This window comes from Nocardia cyriacigeorgica (assembly GCF_005863245.1).
Classification (GTDB): Bacteria; Actinomycetota; Actinomycetes; order Mycobacteriales; family Mycobacteriaceae; genus Nocardia; species Nocardia cyriacigeorgica_C.
Genome location: NZ_VBUT01000005.1, coordinates 388,848 through 404,867, shown reverse-complemented (window position 1 = coordinate 404,867; position 16,020 = coordinate 388,848). Strand labels below are relative to the sequence as shown.

General features: G+C 69.6%; 17 protein-coding genes and 1 pseudogene. 6 read left to right on the top strand and 12 right to left on the bottom strand.

What is annotated here, in order from left to right:
• Window positions 1-12: 12 nt before the first annotated feature.
• The 3 genes from FEK34_RS15055 to FEK34_RS15045 are packed head-to-tail and all read right to left on the bottom strand — an operon-like array spanning window position 13 to window position 2,383.
• Complete coding sequence (locus FEK34_RS15055; protein ID WP_138448604.1) at window positions 13-1,092, bottom strand: quinone-dependent dihydroorotate dehydrogenase; 1,080 nt, start codon at window positions 1,090-1,092, stop codon at window positions 13-15.
• Window positions 1,093-1,100: 8 nt separating this feature from the next.
• Entirely contained in the window at window positions 1,101-1,352 is a 252-nt protein-coding gene (locus FEK34_RS15050) for a DUF5703 family protein (protein WP_130916523.1), read from the bottom strand.
• The gene (locus FEK34_RS15045) at window positions 1,352-2,383 is read right to left on the bottom strand and encodes a hypothetical protein (RefSeq protein WP_138448485.1); all 1,032 of its coding nucleotides are present in this window, start codon (window positions 2,381-2,383) and stop codon (window positions 1,352-1,354) included. Before FEK34_RS15045 ends, FEK34_RS15050 begins: the two co-directional genes overlap by 1 nt.
• A gap of 159 nt (window positions 2,384-2,542) precedes the next feature.
• On the opposite strand from FEK34_RS15045, the gene FEK34_RS15040 reads away from it, so the two are divergent.
• The 6 genes and pseudogenes from FEK34_RS15040 (at window position 2,543) to FEK34_RS15015 (ending at window position 9,254) form a co-directional block, all read left to right on the top strand.
• The gene (locus FEK34_RS15040) at window positions 2,543-2,893 is read left to right on the top strand and encodes a hypothetical protein (RefSeq protein WP_138448484.1); all 351 of its coding nucleotides are present in this window, start codon (window positions 2,543-2,545) and stop codon (window positions 2,891-2,893) included.
• 6 nt (window positions 2,894-2,899) lie between these two features.
• Entirely contained in the window at window positions 2,900-3,454 is a 555-nt protein-coding gene (locus FEK34_RS15035; protein ID WP_138448483.1) for a hypothetical protein, read from the top strand.
• A pseudogene (locus tag FEK34_RS15030) lies at window positions 3,451-5,636 on the top strand (MMPL family transporter). Before FEK34_RS15035 ends, FEK34_RS15030 begins: the two are co-directional and overlap by 4 nt.
• A gap of 184 nt (window positions 5,637-5,820) precedes the next feature.
• A complete protein-coding gene (locus FEK34_RS15025) occupies window positions 5,821-6,825 on the top strand; it encodes a BtrH N-terminal domain-containing protein (RefSeq protein ID WP_138448481.1) in 1,005 nt (334 codons plus the stop codon).
• Window positions 6,826-6,959: 134 nt separating this feature from the next.
• Entirely contained in the window at window positions 6,960-8,123 is a 1,164-nt protein-coding gene (locus FEK34_RS15020) for a hypothetical protein (protein ID WP_138448480.1), read from the top strand.
• Between the two features lie 99 nt (window positions 8,124-8,222).
• On the top strand, window positions 8,223-9,254 hold the full coding sequence (locus FEK34_RS15015; protein WP_138448479.1) for a fused (3R)-hydroxyacyl-ACP dehydratase subunits HadA/HadB: 1,032 nt from the start codon (window positions 8,223-8,225) through the stop codon (window positions 9,252-9,254).
• An 89-nt stretch (window positions 9,255-9,343) separates the two neighbouring features.
• Here FEK34_RS15015 and FEK34_RS15010 read toward each other — a convergent pair whose 3' ends face one another.
• The 9 genes from FEK34_RS15010 to FEK34_RS14980 form a co-directional block, all read right to left on the bottom strand.
• Window positions 9,344-10,318, bottom strand: coding sequence for an MBL fold metallo-hydrolase (locus tag FEK34_RS15010; RefSeq protein WP_249359195.1), 975 nt, complete (start codon window positions 10,316-10,318; stop codon window positions 9,344-9,346).
• A 265-nt stretch (window positions 10,319-10,583) separates the two neighbouring features.
• Complete coding sequence (locus tag FEK34_RS15005; RefSeq protein WP_249359193.1) at window positions 10,584-10,901, bottom strand: hypothetical protein; 318 nt, start codon at window positions 10,899-10,901, stop codon at window positions 10,584-10,586.
• A gap of 100 nt (window positions 10,902-11,001) precedes the next feature.
• On the bottom strand, window positions 11,002-11,604 hold the full coding sequence (locus FEK34_RS15000) for a 2'-5' RNA ligase family protein (protein WP_138448477.1): 603 nt from the start codon (window positions 11,602-11,604) through the stop codon (window positions 11,002-11,004).
• Window positions 11,605-11,619: 15 nt separating this feature from the next.
• Window positions 11,620-12,492: a heme ABC transporter ATP-binding protein gene (locus FEK34_RS14995; RefSeq protein WP_138448476.1), complete on the bottom strand. Its 873-nt coding sequence runs from the start codon at window positions 12,490-12,492 to the stop codon at window positions 11,620-11,622.
• Window positions 12,489-12,614, bottom strand: a complete 126-nt coding sequence (locus FEK34_RS31165) for a hypothetical protein (RefSeq protein ID WP_283206603.1) — start codon at window positions 12,612-12,614, stop codon at window positions 12,489-12,491. Before FEK34_RS31165 ends, FEK34_RS14995 begins: the two co-directional genes overlap by 4 nt.
• Window positions 12,611-13,690 carry a FecCD family ABC transporter permease gene (locus tag FEK34_RS14990; protein WP_138448475.1) on the bottom strand — a complete coding sequence of 360 codons (1,080 nt, stop codon included), beginning with the start codon at window positions 13,688-13,690 and terminating at the stop codon, window positions 12,611-12,613. Before FEK34_RS14990 ends, FEK34_RS31165 begins: the two co-directional genes overlap by 4 nt.
• Window positions 13,687-13,809 (bottom strand): hypothetical protein, encoded by a 123-nt coding sequence (locus FEK34_RS31160; RefSeq protein WP_283206602.1) that lies wholly within the window; start codon window positions 13,807-13,809, stop codon window positions 13,687-13,689. The genes FEK34_RS14990 and FEK34_RS31160 overlap by 4 nt, the downstream gene beginning before the upstream one ends.
• Window positions 13,806-14,843, bottom strand: a complete 1,038-nt coding sequence (locus FEK34_RS14985; protein WP_138448474.1) for a heme/hemin ABC transporter substrate-binding protein — start codon at window positions 14,841-14,843, stop codon at window positions 13,806-13,808. Before FEK34_RS14985 ends, FEK34_RS31160 begins: the two co-directional genes overlap by 4 nt.
• A 92-nt stretch (window positions 14,844-14,935) precedes the next feature.
• Window positions 14,936-15,910 carry an aldo/keto reductase gene (locus FEK34_RS14980; protein ID WP_138448473.1) on the bottom strand — a complete coding sequence of 325 codons (975 nt, stop codon included), beginning with the start codon at window positions 15,908-15,910 and terminating at the stop codon, window positions 14,936-14,938.
• Window positions 15,911-16,020 lie beyond the last annotated feature (110 nt).

Here is a 16,020-nt window from a genome sequence, read left to right as displayed (position 1 = left end):
GCGCCTCGACACTCAGGCGCGTGCGGTGTGTTCGGAGCCCACGGCCTCGGCGAGACTCGCGTACCCGTTCTCGCGCAGCTTCTGCGCCAGCCCGCGATGAATGCGCCGCGTCCACAGCAGACCGCCGTAGATGAACCCGGTGTAGCCCTGCAACAGACTCGCTCCGGCGCGGATGCGTTCCCACGCCTGATCGACGGTTTCGATACCGCCCACCGACACCAGCACCAGCCGGTCACCGACCCGCGCGTACAGCCTGCGCAGCACGTCGAGCGAACGATCGGCCACCGGGGGACCCGACAGCCCGCCCGCCCCGATCTGCTCGACCGCCGCCGGATCGCTGGCCAGCCCGGTGCGCGAGATGGTGGTGTTGGTGGCCACGATCCCGGCCAACCCCAGCTCCACCGCGAGATCGGCGACCGCGTCGATATCGTCGTCGGACAGATCCGGCGCGATCTTCACCAGCACCGGCACCTGCACGGTGTCGAGCACCGCGCGCAGCAGCGGACGCAGCGACTCCACCGCCTGCAGATCGCGCAGGCCCGGTGTGTTGGGGGAGCTGACATTGACGACGACGAAATCGGCGAGCGGACCCAGCAGCCGGGCACTGGTGGCGTAATCCTCGGCGGCATGCTCGGGTTCGACGATCTTGGTCTTGCCGATGTTGGCCCCGATCGGCACCGTCGGGCGGCGCCGGGCATGCAGGCGCGCGGCCGCGGCGGCGGCGCCCTCGTTGTTGAAGCCCATCCGGTTGATCAGCGCGCGGTCGGCCGGCAGCCGGAACAGCCGCGGCGCGGGATTGCCGGGCTGGGCGTGGGCGGTGACGGTGCCGATCTCGGCGAACCCGAACCCCATCGGACCCCAGGCGTCGGCGCCAGTGGCGTTCTTGTCGAAACCGGCCGCCAGCCCCAGCGGCGCCGGGAACTCGACCCCGAACACGGTGCTGCGCAGGATCGGATCGTGGGTGACCAGGAGCCGGTTCAGCAGCGCCCGCGAGGGCGGGAAAGCGGTGGCCGCGCGCATCGCGGCGAAGACGAGATGATGGATGCGTTCCGGGGGAACCAGGAACATCACCCGCAGCAGTAATCGGTACAGCATCGAACTCACATCCCCGGCTCGGCGGTGACCGGGCTGCTCAGCGGAGTGCGGCGGCGGCGCAGCAACACCCGGCGGCTGCCATCGGTGTAGGCGCGCACCCGCGACAGCTCCCAGCCGCCGTACTCGGCCTGGATCGCCAGCCGCATCGACGCGGTCACCCTGGTCACATCCGGTGGCAGCCGCAGCGGCACGTATTCGTAATCGTCGGTGCTGGTTTCCCAGCCGGCCGGTAGCGCCGCGCGCCGGCTCGCTGCCATCACTGCCCTCTCTTCCGCTCGTCCGCGCGAATCCGCTGCAGACCGTCACCGGTCGCGGACCCGACGAACAGATCGCCGCTGCGCTCATCGACGGTCACCGAGTTCGGTTGCCCGACGGTGGGGTAGCGGCCCACTTCCTCCGGTATACCCGTCGACAGATCGAAACCGACGACTTCGTTGCTCTGCGTGCACGTCACCCAGACGGTGTCCGACTCCTGGTCATAGGCGAGTGCGTAAGGCGATGATCTTACCGGGAAACGCTGATGCAGTACGAGCGGTCCGGTCGTGTACACCAGTAGTTCCCCGCCCGCGGTGTCGGTGACGACGATGCGCCCGAACCGGTCGCCGATCATGTTGGTGGCCCCGTCACCGGCACGCAATGCCAGCCCGAGGTGGTCTTCGGCGGGGTCGATCTCGGTGATCGAGGTCTGGCGGCGATCCAGCACCGCCACCCGGTCGCCGGTCACGGCCAGCGCGTCCGCCGAGATCAGCCCGTCCACGCTGTCGGTGATCTCGCCGCGCGCGTCGAGCCACAGCACCCTGCCGTCGGCGGTGCCGATCACGAGCCCACCGTCGGCGCCCGGATACACCGAACGCACATCGGCGTCGACGGCGACTTCGGTGACCGCGCCGGTGGTGACGTCCACGCGCAGCACCCGACCCGTCGTGGGGATCAGTACTTCACCGGGCGCGCCCTGCACCACCGTGGCGCCGGGGGCCGCCAGCGCGACCGTCCGCGTGGCCTCGGGTGCGGGATTCGCCGGGTCGATGAGATAGACCGCTGCGGTGTCGGCGCGGGCGTCGAGGGCGGCGATCCGGCCGGTCCGGGCCTCGGCGACCAGCGCGCCGATCGGGGCGGGCGCGTTCAGCACGGTGCCCGCGGGGGTGGCGCCCTGGTCGGGGGAGGCGGCGGCGGTGGCGGGATCGCGGGTGGGCACCTTGTCCGGGTCGGTGTCGGACGAACAGCCCGCGAGCAACGCCAGCACCGTCACACCTGCCAGTATTGCGGGGACCGAGCCGCGTGGGCGCATCCACGAACTCCTCTACCTTGTGACACAACCGCGAACCACACCATCTGACCACGTGGGCCGCGGTGAGCACGCGGGAGGGGTTTGAGACCGCCTCCGACGGATAATTGTGGCGGAGAGTTACGGTTGAGCCAGCACAGCGTCCAATGTCAGGAGTTCCGGTTGAAATCAGAACATCCTTCGGGATTTTCGATCGATGACTTAACGATTGGTCCGTTTGCTCACGGATTCGGGACGACCGACGACGGACGGCCGTTCGCCTTCCGCACTGTCCGTTCCACGCTGCGCCTCGAGATCTACCGCCCCGACCTCGACACCGAGGTACCCGCACCCGAAGACGTCGTCGCCGTCGCCGAGGTCAAGGTCACCGATATCGACCTCGACGACGAACGCAGTGTGATCGCCCTGGTGCGTGACCTGGTGCCCGAGGCCGTTCCCACCGTCGCCGACCGCGACGTCACCACCGTCCGGGCGCTGCTCGGCCGAATCAGCTCCGTGATCGATGGTATGTAGGTAGTGATGCGTTACACACTCAGCTCCCGTGCCCCCCGACCTGTCCGCGCCGCACTGGCGGCCGCGGCGCTGGTCGCGCTGGCCGCCACCTCGGCCTGTGGTTCGGGAGTCGACGACGATGCCGTCGCCGCCGCCCGCTCCGCGGCGAACGCGGCCCTGTCGTCGTCGGCGGCCGCCACGTCCTCCTCGGTCGCCGCGCGGGTGCTGCCGACGGCCGCCGAACTCGACGCCCAGATCAAGCGGGCGCTCGACCCGGCGCTGCCCGATGACGAACGGACCGCGCTCATCGAAGACGGTGAAGCGTTCCGTGACGCCATCCCGGACATGTACAAGGCGTTGCAGGACAATCCGCATGCCGTCTACGGCGTCACCGATCCGGTCTTCGACAACCACGACGGCACCCTGACCGCCACCATGCGCCTCGACAAGGACGGCACCGGCACCCAGATCCGCACCACCGTGGTGCATTTCGTGTATATCGACGGCAAGTGGAAGATCTCGCGCACCGATCTGTGCGGCATCTTGCGTTCGGCCGACTACCGCACCCCGGCCTGCGGCTGACCCGGCGACCTCACCGATACCGATGATCTCCACTGGCTCGCAACGGTGGGGGCGGTTCGTCCACCGCCACCGCTATCTCGTCTTCGCCGTCTTCCTGCTCGCAGTCGCCCTGTCCGGTTTCTACGGCCGCGACCTGTCGGGCCGGCTCACCCAGGAGGGCTGGTTCGACGAATCCAGCGAATCGGTCGCCGCGTCGAAACTGGCCGATTCCACCTTCGGCCGCGACACCGACAGCGACCTGATCCTGCTCTACACCGCACCCGAGGGCCGCACCGTCGACGACCCGGAGGTTCGCGCCGCGGTCACCGCGCAGCTGGCCGGATTGCAGGCCGAGCACCCCGACCGCGTCCTCAAGATCGACAGCTACTGGGACAGCGCGTTCACCAGCGGCTTCGCCGACGACACCCGCACCCACGCCTTCGCCAGTGTCGGTTTGCGCGGCGAGGGCACCGCCACCGTCGACAACTACACCGCCATCAAATCCGACCTGCGCGCCGGTGTTCCCGGCGCCGGGCCCGCCGGAACCACCGTGCAGCTGGCCGGGCTGCAACCGGTGGTGGAGGGCATCAACCACGGCATGCAGGACGACATCCACCGCGCAGAGCTGATCGCGCTGCCGATCGTGGCGATCCTGCTGTATTTCGTGTTCGGCGGCGTCATCGCGGCGCTGCTGCCGGTGCTGATCGGCGGGATGACGATCCTCGGCACCCAGGGCATCATGCGGCTGCTCACCGACCACATCGAGGTCAACGTGTTCGCCAGCGCGGTGGTCACCTTGGTGAGTCTGGGCCTGGCCATCGACTACGGGCTGTTCACCGTCACCCGGTTCCGGGAGGAGCTGGCGGCCGGGCGCAGCGTCGAGGACGCGGTGGCACGCACCGTCGCCACGGCCGGGCGCACGGTGCTGTTCTCGGCGGCGATCATCGCCGTCAGCCTCGGCGCGCTACTCATTTACCCGAACGGCGTGCTGCGGTCGGTGCCCTACGGCGGCATCAGTTCGGTGCTGCTGGCGGCGGTGCTGTCGGTGACGGCGCTGCCCGCGGTGCTGGGCATCGTCGGACATCGCATCGACCTGTGGGGTTGGCATCGGTTCGCCAAATCCAAGACCACCGCCGAGATCGACGCCGGATTCTTCTCCCGGCTGGCGATTCTGGCGATGAAACGGCCGTGGCTGGTGATCGTGCCGATCGTGCTGGCGCTGCTGGCGTTGATCGTGCCGTTCCGCCACATCGAGTTCGGTGGCCTGAGCGAACGCTATCTCGCCGACGACAATCCGGCGCGCGTCGCGCAGGAACAGTTCGACGAGCTGTTCCCCGGTTTCCGCACCGAACCGCTGAAACTGGTAGTGGTGGGCGCGAACCCGCAGCAGCTCAGCGATATCCGCTTCCAGGCCAACCACACTCCCGGACTCACCGGGCCGTTCGAGCCTGCCGCGCCCACCAAAGACGGCATCAACGTCCTCAATGCCGGCCTGGTCGACGAACGCGCCGCCGACACCGCCATCGCCACCCTGCGCGCCATCGACGCCCCTGACGGGGTGCAGGTGATGGTGGCCGGGGTGCCCGCCCTGGAACGCGACAGCATCAACGGTCTCATCGAAGGTCTGCCGCTGCTGGCGGCGATCCTGGTGGCCGCGGCGCTGGCATTGATGTATCTGGCGTTCCGGTCGATGGTGCTCGCAGTGAAGGCCGTGGCCATGTCGGCGCTGAGCCTCGGCGCCACCCTCGGCATCCTGACCTGGATCTTCGTCGAAGGCCACGGGGCGGAGCTGTTCGATTTCACCCCGGGCCCGCTCATGTTCGCGGTGCTGGTGCTGATCGTGACGGTCGTGTTCGGGCTGTCCACCGACTACGAGGTGTTCCTGCTGTCGCGGATGTCGGAGGCCCGCGCCGAGGGCGCCGACCCGCCCGAGGCGATCCGCTACGGCATCGCCCACACCGGCGGGGTGATCACCTCGGCGGCGGCAATCCTCATCGTCGTCACCGGAGCTTTCGGGTTCTCCGATCTGGTGCTGATGAAATACATCGCCTACGGCATGATCGCCGCGCTCATCCTGGACGCGACGGTGGTGCGGATGCTGCTCACGCCCGCGCTGCTGAAAGTCATCTGGCGTGATCGCGGGCGGCCCGGCCGGGCACAGCCGGTCGCCATTGACGCCGAAAAGGCCTCAGAGCCGGCCTGATCCGTCGAGGTGTATGCCCCGGCACATGCATTGGGGGGAGGTCTCGCGCAGGCCGGCGCATCACAGAGTGTCGGGAACGCGCGGGATCCGAGCCACTGTGGCTGATCCCCGAACACCCGGGGCCAACCACGACCAACGGTGAGCCGCTGGACCCTCCTGCTACCGGAGGGCTCATGATCAGCACATGATCGTCGACGGTGTCCAGGCATGCGGGATGGAGCATTGCGAGACCACCACCCTCGGTGTGCTGCTGCGGCATCAAGGGCTGGAGCTGTCGGAGCCGATGCTGTTCGGGCTCGGTGCCGGGCTGTCGTTCATCTACTGGGACAGCAAGAGTCTGGATTTCCCGTTTCTCGGCGGGCGGGTCAAACCGTTCGAGCTGACCAGGAACCTGGCGAGCATGCTCGGGCTCGGCCTCGAGGTACGCGAAACCAGGTCCGCGCGCCGCGCGTGGGACAACGTGGTGGGTTTCCTCGCGTCCGGCCTGCCCGTCGGGTTGCAGCTCGACAGCTACTACCTGGATTATTTCGGGTCGCGGGTGCATTTCGGCGGTCACGTCGTCGCGATGTACGGCTGCGACTCCGACAACGCCTTTCTGGTCGACACCGAGCAACAAGGCGGCGCTGTCACCACCAGCCTGAGCAGCCTCGCCCAGGCCAGAGCCGCACGCGGACCCATGACCGCCCCGCACCGCTGCTTCACCCTCACCACCTCCGACGACCTGCCCGATGTGCGCGCCGCGATCGCCCCGGCCATCACCGCCTGCGCCGACGCCTTCCTGCACCCGCCGATCGCCAACCTCGGCTATCGCGGAATCGCCAAGGCCGGCACGCTGATCCGCACCTGGTTCGACCGGACCGAGGACCCGCGCCACGATCTGCCGCAGGCGGCGCTGCTGATGGAGAAGGCCGGCACCGGCGGGGCGCTGTTCCGCAACCTGTACCGCGACTTCCTCGGCGAATGCGCCGAGTTGATCGACAGCGCTGATCTGCGCACCGGGCACCGGCTCTACGCCGAGGCCGCCGACGGGTGGAGCGAGGTCGCCACACTGATCACCGAGGCCGGACTGACAGGGGATCGGCGGCTGCTCGACCGGGCAGGACAGTTGCTCGGCGATTTGTCGCGGCTCGAGCACGAGGCCATGCGGGTGCTGAGCGGTCCAGGGGCCGGCGACGCCGCTCGGCGCTGACGAAACCCGGGCCGCGTACGGAGGTCGCGTCGAGATCGGCGCCGGCGAAACCCACAGAGTTCTCTCACACGACAGGGGAGTTCGACTTCGTCCGCACGCAGTAGAGTCCGCCGGGAACGACGAGGAGAGCGAACATGGTTGGTGGGCGCAACGGATTCCTGTTGCCGGCTGGAGTGGCGTCGGTCGCGGCCGGTGCGCTGCATCTGTTCGGGGCCGGGCTACACACCGAGCACGCGACGCTGGCCCGGCTGATGGTGCTGCTGGCCGCGGCGCAGTGTGCGGCAGGATTGCTGGCGGCGGTGAGCGCACGAAAGGCCGTGCCCGCCATGGTGATCGGGGTGAACGCCGTCGCCGTGGGAGTGTGGGGGTACACGCGGTTCGCTGGGCTGCCCTGGCCCGATGGGTTGTCCGCGGCGGAGGCGCCGCAACTGCTCGACACCACGTGCGCCGTGCTGGGGGTGCTCGCGGTCGCGGGCGCTGCCCTCGCGCTGGCGCGCCCGGACGCGACGTTGCCCGGCGCGATGACCGCGACCGCCGCCGGTGTGGCGGGCGCCTTCGCTGTCGCGGCCATGCTCGGCGGTGCCGGGCATGTGCACAGCCACGGTGACGGCGGCGATCACGCGCACGCCGCGGGTGAGGAGCACACCGGCCACGACCACGACACCGGCGCGGGTTGGCCGCGCCCGTGGGATCCGGCCGATACGATCGATGTGTCCGGGGTGCCCGGCGTGACACCCGCGCAGGAGCAGCGCGCCACCGAACTGATCCGCGCCACCTTGGCCCAGCTGCCTGCCTTCTCCGACGTCAACACCATCGGCGCCTTGGGTTTCCGCTCCATCGGCGACGCGTCCACCGGTCACGAGCACTACATCAACACCGCCTACATCCGCGACGACCGCTTCCTGGACCCCGCCTACCCGGAATCGCTGGTCTACCGGGTCGACGGCGATCAACGCACACTGGTCTCGGCGATGTACATCGCGAACGACAAGAAGATCGACGACCCCGAACTGGTGGATTTCGCCGGCCCGCTCATGCAGTGGCACGTCCACGACAACCTGTGCTGGAAGCGAGGCGACAACGGTCCGGTGGTCGCCGGCGTCACCGACGACCAGGGCAGTTGCCCGCCGGGTTCGGTCAACCCGGGCGCGGGCAACCCGATGGTGCACGTGTGGATCACCGCCCACCACTGCGGACCGTTCGCTGCCCTGGAAGGCCACGGCGCAGGCCGAGCCGCCGGCACCGACGGCCGCCGCACCGACACCTGCGCCCACGACCACTCCGGTGGGCACCGCTGAACACCCCGCCGTGGTGTGAGAGGGTGGGATTTCAGTCGTGAATTCGGTACTGCCGGTGAGGGTTACGCGGCGCCGAAGGAATCCGGACAGAGGAGGGCCTTGGTGGAAGCGGCAGTGGATGTGGCCGGACTGGTGGGGTATCGCTACCGCACCGAGGACTACTACGAGGTGGGGCGGGAGAAGATCCGCGAATACGCGCGAGCGGTCCAGGATTTCCACCCGGCGCACTGGAGCGAGGACGCCGCCGCCGAGCTCGGATTCGCCGGGCTGCTCGCCCCGACCACATTCCTGTCCACCGCCGCGATGCTGGCCAACCGCCGACTACTCGAGACCGTGATGACCGGTTTCGACATGTTCGTGCAAACCGATCAAGTCTTCGAGATGTACCAGCCGGTGCTCACCGGCGACCGGCTGGCCAGCGATGTCGAGCTCTCCTCGGTGCGCCGCATCGCCGGTAAGGACCTGCTCACCATCACCAACACCTTCATCGACCAGACCGGCGACATCGTGCAGATCATGCACACCACCGTCGTCGGCATCACCGGCGCGGACGTCAGCGCCGATATCAGCGCCACGATCGAGCGCGTCGTCATGAGCGGGCTCGACACAACTCCGCGGACCACCGATTCGCCCGACCCGAACATGCCTGCGACCGCTCCGGATACGACTGCGGGTCTTTCGCCGATCTCACGCACCCGCCTCGCGCACACCGCGCTGCGATTCGACGACATCGCCGTCGGCGATGAGCTTCCCGCGCGGACGGTGACTCTGACACGCGGCGATCTGGTGAATTATGCCGGGGTCTCCGGCGATGCGAACCCGATCCATTGGCACAACGAAGTCGCCGCACTCGCGGGCCTGCCGGACGTGATCGCGCACGGCATGCTCACCATGGGCCTGGGAGCGGGATTTGTCACCGGATGGCTGGGCGACCCGGCCGCGCTCCTCAGGTACGGAGTCCGGCTGTCGAATTACGCGGTGATCGAAGCGGATTCCGCCGGAGCCGTCGAGTTCACCGGACGCATCAAATCGGTCGATCCCGATACCAGGACCGCTGTTGTCGTCATCGTGGCGAAATCGGGCGGGCGCAAGATTTTCGGGCTGGCTACCGCCGACGTTCGCCTGGCGTAGACGAGCCGAACCGGTTCCGGCCGAGCGACAATGATGCACCGCCGTTCTCGCGGCAACACCAGTGCACTCGCCGCCTGTTGTCGCCGATCTCAGATCGTGAACGTGAGCCGCCCAGGGGAGATGTAGTCGCCCGGGTCGAGCAGTGCGCGCAGTTCTGGGCGGTGGTCGGCCGGCATCCGATCCAGTTCGGCGTGCAGCGGGCGATCGTAGGTGGCGGCCGGGGCGGTGAAGCCGGGCAGCCAATTGTCGTGGTGGGCCGGGACGAAGATCTTGGGGCGGATGGCTTCGATGTAGGTGCGCGGGTCGCGCAGCCCGTTGGTGAGCTGGTTGAAACCTTGGATGGCGCCGATCTGGACGTCGGTCGGGGCGAGGCCGGCGAAGACGTCGAACACGTGCGGTGCTTTCTCCGTCAGCGGGCCCGCCGAATCGTGCCACACGAGCGAGAAACCGCCTGCACGTAGCTGATACAGCAGGCACCCGCCCTCTTCATCGCGCAGCCGCGGCAGGCCGACGCGCAGGTCGTCGAGGGTCGGCGGGTGCTGGGCGATCGCGCACAGGTCGGGCACCGGGAAGAACGGCGGCGAACCGTTCACCGGGTCAGGCGCGGTCGGCCCGGAATGCAGGTGGCGCACCGCCGTGACCTCGATATCTCCGATACGGAACTCGTGGGTCTGGCCAGGGGCGGTGCCCGCGTCACCGAGCGCGACAGTGCCGAACGCCGGATCCGGTACCTGTCCCCGGATGGTTGCGAGATGTTCAGCGGTGCCGTGCACGACCGCACCGCTGGCCTGCGCGATCCGCCCCGCGTCCCCGGCGTGATCGAAATGCCCGTGCCCGATCAGGATCGCCGCAGGCGCCAGATCAGCCAGATCTTGCGCGGTCGCAGGCACATACCCGGCACTGCTCAACCGCGGCACCCACGCATCCAGCAACACCACCGTGCCTGCGAACGCCACCGCATACGTCGCACACCCCACCCACGAGATCACCACCCGATCCGACCGCACCGCCCCCGTCCCGGCATCGACGACGTCATCGCCGAAAAACCGCCGCCGCGCCGCCACCGTTCGCGGCTCCGCCCCCGCCGTCCCAGCCCCGAGCGCCACCAAGACCCCACCACCGAGCACGCCACCCAACATGCTCCGCCTGCTCAGTAACCGCCGCGCTTCATTGCACACGCTGTAAGAAGATCACGTCCCGGGCCTGCGGACAAGGAAGCTGAACACCTTCATGGTGGCGGGTCGTTGTAGTCGCTGGGCCACCAGATCACCAGGGCCACGACCGCGAATGGAAGGCCGATCACGATGATCCAACCGAGTTGCGTCATGCTCATCGCCGTCGGCCTCCGAAGATCGTCCAGCGCGCGAACGACGCCCGCGGCGCTGCGCATTCGACGTCTGCGATGGCCATTACCCGGTTCAGCGTGATGGCGTCGATGTGTGCCACGGACGGCACGATCACGACATCGGCCCCGTGGGACTCGACCTGTTCGACCAATCCCAGGCACGGCGAGTCCGCCCAGTGCAACGGGTAATCCAGCCGCCGCGCCAGTCGACGGATCTGCGCTGGGTCCCACTCCGGGGTAGGCGATGACGGGTCGATCCAGCCACCGTCGACGGGACGGTGCGCCATTGCTGCGAGCGTCACCCGCCACAGGATGCGCCTCCAACGCTTTCGTGGTGTGGGTGCGTCGGGAAACGGCGTGCCGTGGGGGCTGTGTCCGCACGGTGTCGGTATTTCGCGTGCCCTATGCACCGGTGAGTGGGATACGCGCCGTCGTCTCCCACTGGTACCCGTGACCACGCCGTTCGAGTGCCACCATGGCGACATCCGAGACGGTCACCTCGATATGGCGGGTGCGCTGTTCGTTCGCGTCGACGGCCGCAACGGCTTCGGCCGTCAGCCCTTCGTAGATCGGATAAGCGACAGTGACATGTGGGGCGGTGGGGGTGTTCTTGACGCGCGCCTGCGGGAGTTCCGATGTTGTCGCAGTATGGAGGGCAGCGCGTAGCTCGCGTACCCGTTCGTCTGGGGTGACGAGGAATCCGATCGCCGCGCGAATATTCACCAGCCGCTCGAATGTCAGGACGAACGGCTTCTGTTGGGCGCAAGCGTGTTCGGCGGCAGCGGCGATACGGGCGAGTTGTTCGGGGGTGCTCCCACCGGCACGCGCGATCCGGTCCAGGGTGAGGTGCAGTCCCATGAGTGGAGTCGCCGCGAAGTGGTTCGGGTCCAAGCCGCGCTGGCATTCTGCCGTGGCGATATGCAGGGCGGGTGCGTGTTCGAAGGTGAGGAACCAGTAGTGGCCGAGTGGGCCTTGCTGCCCCTCGCGCGGTCGGAGCTCGCTCATGTCGGCCGATGGCGCCTACCCGGCGCCCCCGCCCCGCACCGGCAGCACCAGCTGCGCACCCGTTACCGGATGGTCGAGCACCTCGACCGGGTACTGGTAGACGCGGGTGAGTAGTTCGGTGGTGAGGACGTCGCGGGGCGGGCCGTCGGCGGCGATGCGGCCGGCGTCGAGGACGGCGACGCGGTCGGCGTAGGCGGCGGCGACGCCGAGGTCGTGCAGGACGACGACGACGGCCGCGCCGGCCGCGGCGCGTTCATCGGCCAGGCGCAGCACCGTTTCCTGGTGGCCGAGGTCGAGGGCGGCGGTCGGTTCGTCCAGTAGCAGGGTGGCGGTGTCCTGGGCGAGGACGCGGGCCAGGGCGACGCGGGCGCGTTCGCCGCCGGACAGGGAGGGGAAGGCCTGCTCGGCCAGGTGGGTGACGTCGGTGGCGGCCATGGAGGCGGCGATGATCTCCTGGTCGCGTTCACGCATCGCGGTGCGCTGCCAGGGGGCGCGGCCCATCGCCACCACCGCGCGCGCCGAGAACGGGAAGCCGACGGTGTGGCTTTGCGGCAGGACGGCGCGGCGGCGCGCCATGTCCAGTGGCGTCCAGTCGGTGACGGGGCGGCCGTCGAGTTCGACGCTGCCTTCGGTGGGGTCCAGTTCGCCGGCCAGCACCGCCAGCAGGGTTGATTTGCCCGCACCGTTGGGGCCGACCAATGCCACAACTTCGCCTGCGGCGACCTCGAAGTCGACCTCGGCCAGCACCCGACGCGGTTTCGCGCCGCCGCCGTGCCGGTCCACGCTCACACCGCGCGCACGCAGTGTCACCGCGCCGCGCGCGGGAGTGGAGGGCAGCTCATGTGCCCGCGACAGCACCGCTTCCCAACTGTTCTTCAGGCCCGTCACGCGGTCACCGCCATCACCGCACCGCTGCCCGGACGCGCGACCACCGCATTCGGCGCATGGCTCGCGACGTCATCCCAGCGGCGCAGGGCCGGTGCCGCACGGCCCGCGTGGTGTTCGCTCATGCCCATCCTCCCGAGCGTGCGCGGGTGCGGCGCAGCAGCCAGAAGAAGAACGGCCCGCCGATCAGCGAGGTCAGCATGCCCAGCGGCAGGTCGGCATTGTCGACCAGGGAGCGTGCGGCCACGTCGGCGGCCAGCAGCACCACCGCGCCGAGCACCGCGCTGAGCGGGATCAGTACCCGATGCCCGGGTCCGACCAGCATGCGCACCAGGTGCGGCACGATCAGCCCGACGAACAAGATGATGCCGCTGAACGCGACACCGGCGGTGGTCAGGATCGCCACCATCACGATCACATTGCGCCGCAACCGCTCCACATCGACGCCCAGGTGCCGGGCCGCCGATTCACCCAGCGACAGCAGATCCAATTTCGGTGCCACCACGATCGCCGCGCACACCCCGACGACGGTGAGCACGGCCACCACCCACACCGCCGACCAGGTGGCGCCGTTGAGGCTGCCCAACTGCCAGAACACGATCTGATCGCGTGCCGCGGGCGAGGCCACGAACAGCAGGAACGCGATGAGGCCGCTGGCGAAGGCGTTGATGGCGACACCGGTGAGCACCAGCGTCACCACTTCGGTGCGGCCGTTGGACCGGGCCAGCAGATACACCAGCGCCGTGGTCGCCAAACCGGCCACGAACGCGGCCGCGGCCACCGACCACGCCGCCACGAACGCCCCGCCCACCACGATGACGGTGCCCGCGCCGACCGCCGCACCCGCCGACACCCCGATAACACCCGGTTCGGCCAGTGGATTGGCGAACACACCCTGCAACAACGCACCCGCTGTCGCCAGCGCGGCGCCGACCAGGATCGCCAGCATCACTCGCGGGAACCGCACCTCCCACAGCGTCACCTCACCGGCGGGATGCGCGGGCATCGGCCCCCAGTCCAGGCCGATGCGGTGCAGCACCGATCCGGTGACTTCGGCGATGCTCGTCGGTACCTGCCCGATCGCCGCCGACGCCAGCGCCAGCACGATCAGCGCCGCGATCGCCACCACGAACACCAGCGTCGTGCGGGACCAGCGCGCTGTGGCGGGCCGTCGTTCGGCGAGCTTCACCTGCTCGCTCATGCGCCCGCCTCGCGGGTGACCGGCCGCCCATCGCGCGGCGAGGTGGCGGTGAACGGGCGGGCGGGGCGTTGGTTCATGCGCGCGCCGGCGAGCCCGCGGCGTCCGGGGATGACGCTCATGCCCCTGCCGGACCGTAGACGGCTTCGGCCAGCGCCTCGATGACGCGGCCGGTGTTGGGTCCGAAGCTCAGTAGCACCGCATCCGACATGTCCACGATGCGCTGGTTGCGGCCCGCCGGGGTTTGCGCGATCCCGGGGATCTTGGCCACACCTTCGACCCCGCCCACCGATTTCAGGCCGTCGGTCATCACCAGCAGCACATCCGGGGCCGCGGTGATCATGGCTTCGCTGGTGATCGCGGTGAACGGTTCACTCACCCCGGCTTCGGTGCCGGCATCGCGGCCGCCGATGGCGGCGATCAACGCATCGGCACCCGAACCGGGCCCGGCGAGCATGGTGATGGCGGTGGAGCGCAGGTACAGGAACGCGATCTTCAGCGGCGGATTCTGCGCGGGTACCGCGGCGGAGGCGGCGGCGATCTCGTCGCGGGTGCGCTGGGCCAGTGCCTGACCGCGCTCGGGGACGCCGAGCGCGGCGGCGACGGCCTCGATCTGCGGGACGACGCCCTCCATGGTGCGCTGCGGATCGAAGTAGACGACCGTGACGCCGGTGGCGCGCAACTGCTCCCGCACCGCCGGTGAGGCGCTGGTGGTGTCGGTGAGGAACACCGTCGGCCGCAACGCCAGGATCGATTCGACGTTCAGCGATCCGTTGCCGCCGGTGACGTTGGGCAGGTCGGCCACTTCGGGAAAGACACCGGAGGTGGAGCGTCCGACGAGGTTGTCGCCGAGCCCGAGCGCCCACACCGTCTGCATGAGGGTGCCGTAGCGGTCGGCGGCGATGATGCGGTCGGCGGAGGTGACGGTGACCTCGGTGCCGTCGAAGGAGCGCACCGTGGCCGGCAGCGCCGGGGTCGGTGCCGGGCCGATCGGGGTCGGTGCCGCGTCGGCCAGGTGCGCGGTGGCCGGGCCGCGGCGGCCGTCGACGGCGCCCTGACTGCCGGCTCCGCACCCGGTCGAGCACACCAGCACACCGAGAGCGAGCACCGCGAGCAGGGCTCGGACCCACCCGGATCGGACACGGTCATACCTCATGTAGGCAAGCCTAACGGCGGGCCCGGCAGCGGTGGGGCCTCGGTACGGCATATCACTGTCCGAATCCCCTGGCCCACGGGCAATCACCACGGCTAGTCCGTGCGCGCGCTCACATCATCGAGCGCCGCGGCGATGGCACGCGGCAGCTCGAGGGTCTCGGCGGCCAGCACGCCGGTCAACTGGCCGATATCGCGGGCGCCGACGAACATGCTCGCCACGCCCGGCCGGTCCCGGATCCAGGCCAGCGCCACCGCCAGCGGTGAGGTCGCCAACCCGTCGGCGGCGGTGACGAGCGCGTCCACCACGCGAGTGGCGCGGTCGTCGAGGCGGCCGCGGATCTCGGCGGCGGTGGCCTCATCGGCGCCGCGGGAATCGGCGGGGACCCCGTCGCGGTATTTGCCGGTGAGGATGCCGCCGGCCAGTGGTGCGGTGGCGATCATGCCGACACCGTGGTGGGCGGCGGCGGGCACGGTGTCGTCCTCGGCCGAACGTGCCAGCAGCGAATACGGTGTCTGGGTGACGGTGATCGGCGCCATCGCGGCCAGGCTCGCCAGCTGCCAAGCGGTGAACCCGCGCACCCCCGCATACCGGACCCGGCCCGAACGCAGCGCCAACTCCACCGTGGCGGCCACCTCCTCGAGCGGGGTGCGGGGATCCCAGGCCGCGATATGCCAGATGTCGAGATGATCGGTGCCCAGTTCCAGCAGAGTGCGATCCAGTTGACGCAGCAGCGTGCGGCGTGAGGTGTCCACGCCGATGCCCGGCGCCTGCGGCAGCGGCGGTGTGCCGTCGGCGGCGGGCGGGGCGGGGCGGGGATGCAGGCCCGCGCACCCGCTGAGCACCAGGTCGTCGCGGGAGACCAGATCGCCGAGCAGGTCGGCCAGGATCCGCTGCGCGGCGCCGCCGGCGTAGACCGGGGAGGTGTCGACGAGCGTGCCGCCGGCCTCGACGAACGCCATCAACTGCACCGCTGCCTGGTCGGCATCGGTGCGGCTGCCCCAGGTGTGGGTGGCCAACCCGATCCGCGACACCCGCAGGCCGCTGCGACCGACCGTCCGCTGTTCCATCACCGTGTCCGCGCATTCGTCACGGCGCCAAGCGTAGAGCCTGATCCGCCGGTGCGGCCCCTCTCGCGCGCCGGGTCGCGCGTCGTGTGGGCCACACCGCAGCCCGCCCA

Excerpts from the sequence above, each read along its gene's own strand:
- FEK34_RS15020 (WP_138448480.1), top strand. The coding sequence starts at position 6,960 with ATGGTTGGTGGGCGCAACGGATTCCTGTTGCCGGCTGGAGTGGCGTCG.
- FEK34_RS15035 (WP_138448483.1), top strand. The coding sequence starts at position 2,900 with ATGCGTTACACACTCAGCTCCCGTGCCCCCCGACCTGTCCGCGCCGCA.
- FEK34_RS15050 (WP_130916523.1), bottom strand. The coding sequence starts at position 1,352 with ATGGCAGCGAGCCGGCGCGCGGCGCTACCGGCCGGCTGGGAAACCAGC.
- FEK34_RS14985 (WP_138448474.1), bottom strand. The coding sequence starts at position 14,843 with ATGAGGTATGACCGTGTCCGATCCGGGTGGGTCCGAGCCCTGCTCGCG.
- FEK34_RS14990 (WP_138448475.1), bottom strand. The coding sequence starts at position 13,690 with ATGAGCGAGCAGGTGAAGCTCGCCGAACGACGGCCCGCCACAGCGCGC.
- FEK34_RS31160 (WP_283206602.1), bottom strand. The coding sequence starts at position 13,809 with ATGAGCGTCATCCCCGGACGCCGCGGGCTCGCCGGCGCGCGCATGAAC.
- FEK34_RS15025 (WP_138448481.1), top strand. The coding sequence starts at position 5,821 with ATGATCGTCGACGGTGTCCAGGCATGCGGGATGGAGCATTGCGAGACC.
- FEK34_RS14980 (WP_138448473.1), bottom strand. The coding sequence starts at position 15,910 with ATGGAACAGCGGACGGTCGGTCGCAGCGGCCTGCGGGTGTCGCGGATC.
- FEK34_RS15000 (WP_138448477.1), bottom strand. The coding sequence starts at position 11,604 with ATGAGCGAGCTCCGACCGCGCGAGGGGCAGCAAGGCCCACTCGGCCAC.
- FEK34_RS31165 (WP_283206603.1), bottom strand. The coding sequence starts at position 12,614 with ATGAGCGAACACCACGCGGGCCGTGCGGCACCGGCCCTGCGCCGCTGG.
- FEK34_RS15045 (WP_138448485.1), bottom strand. The coding sequence starts at position 2,383 with ATGCGCCCACGCGGCTCGGTCCCCGCAATACTGGCAGGTGTGACGGTG.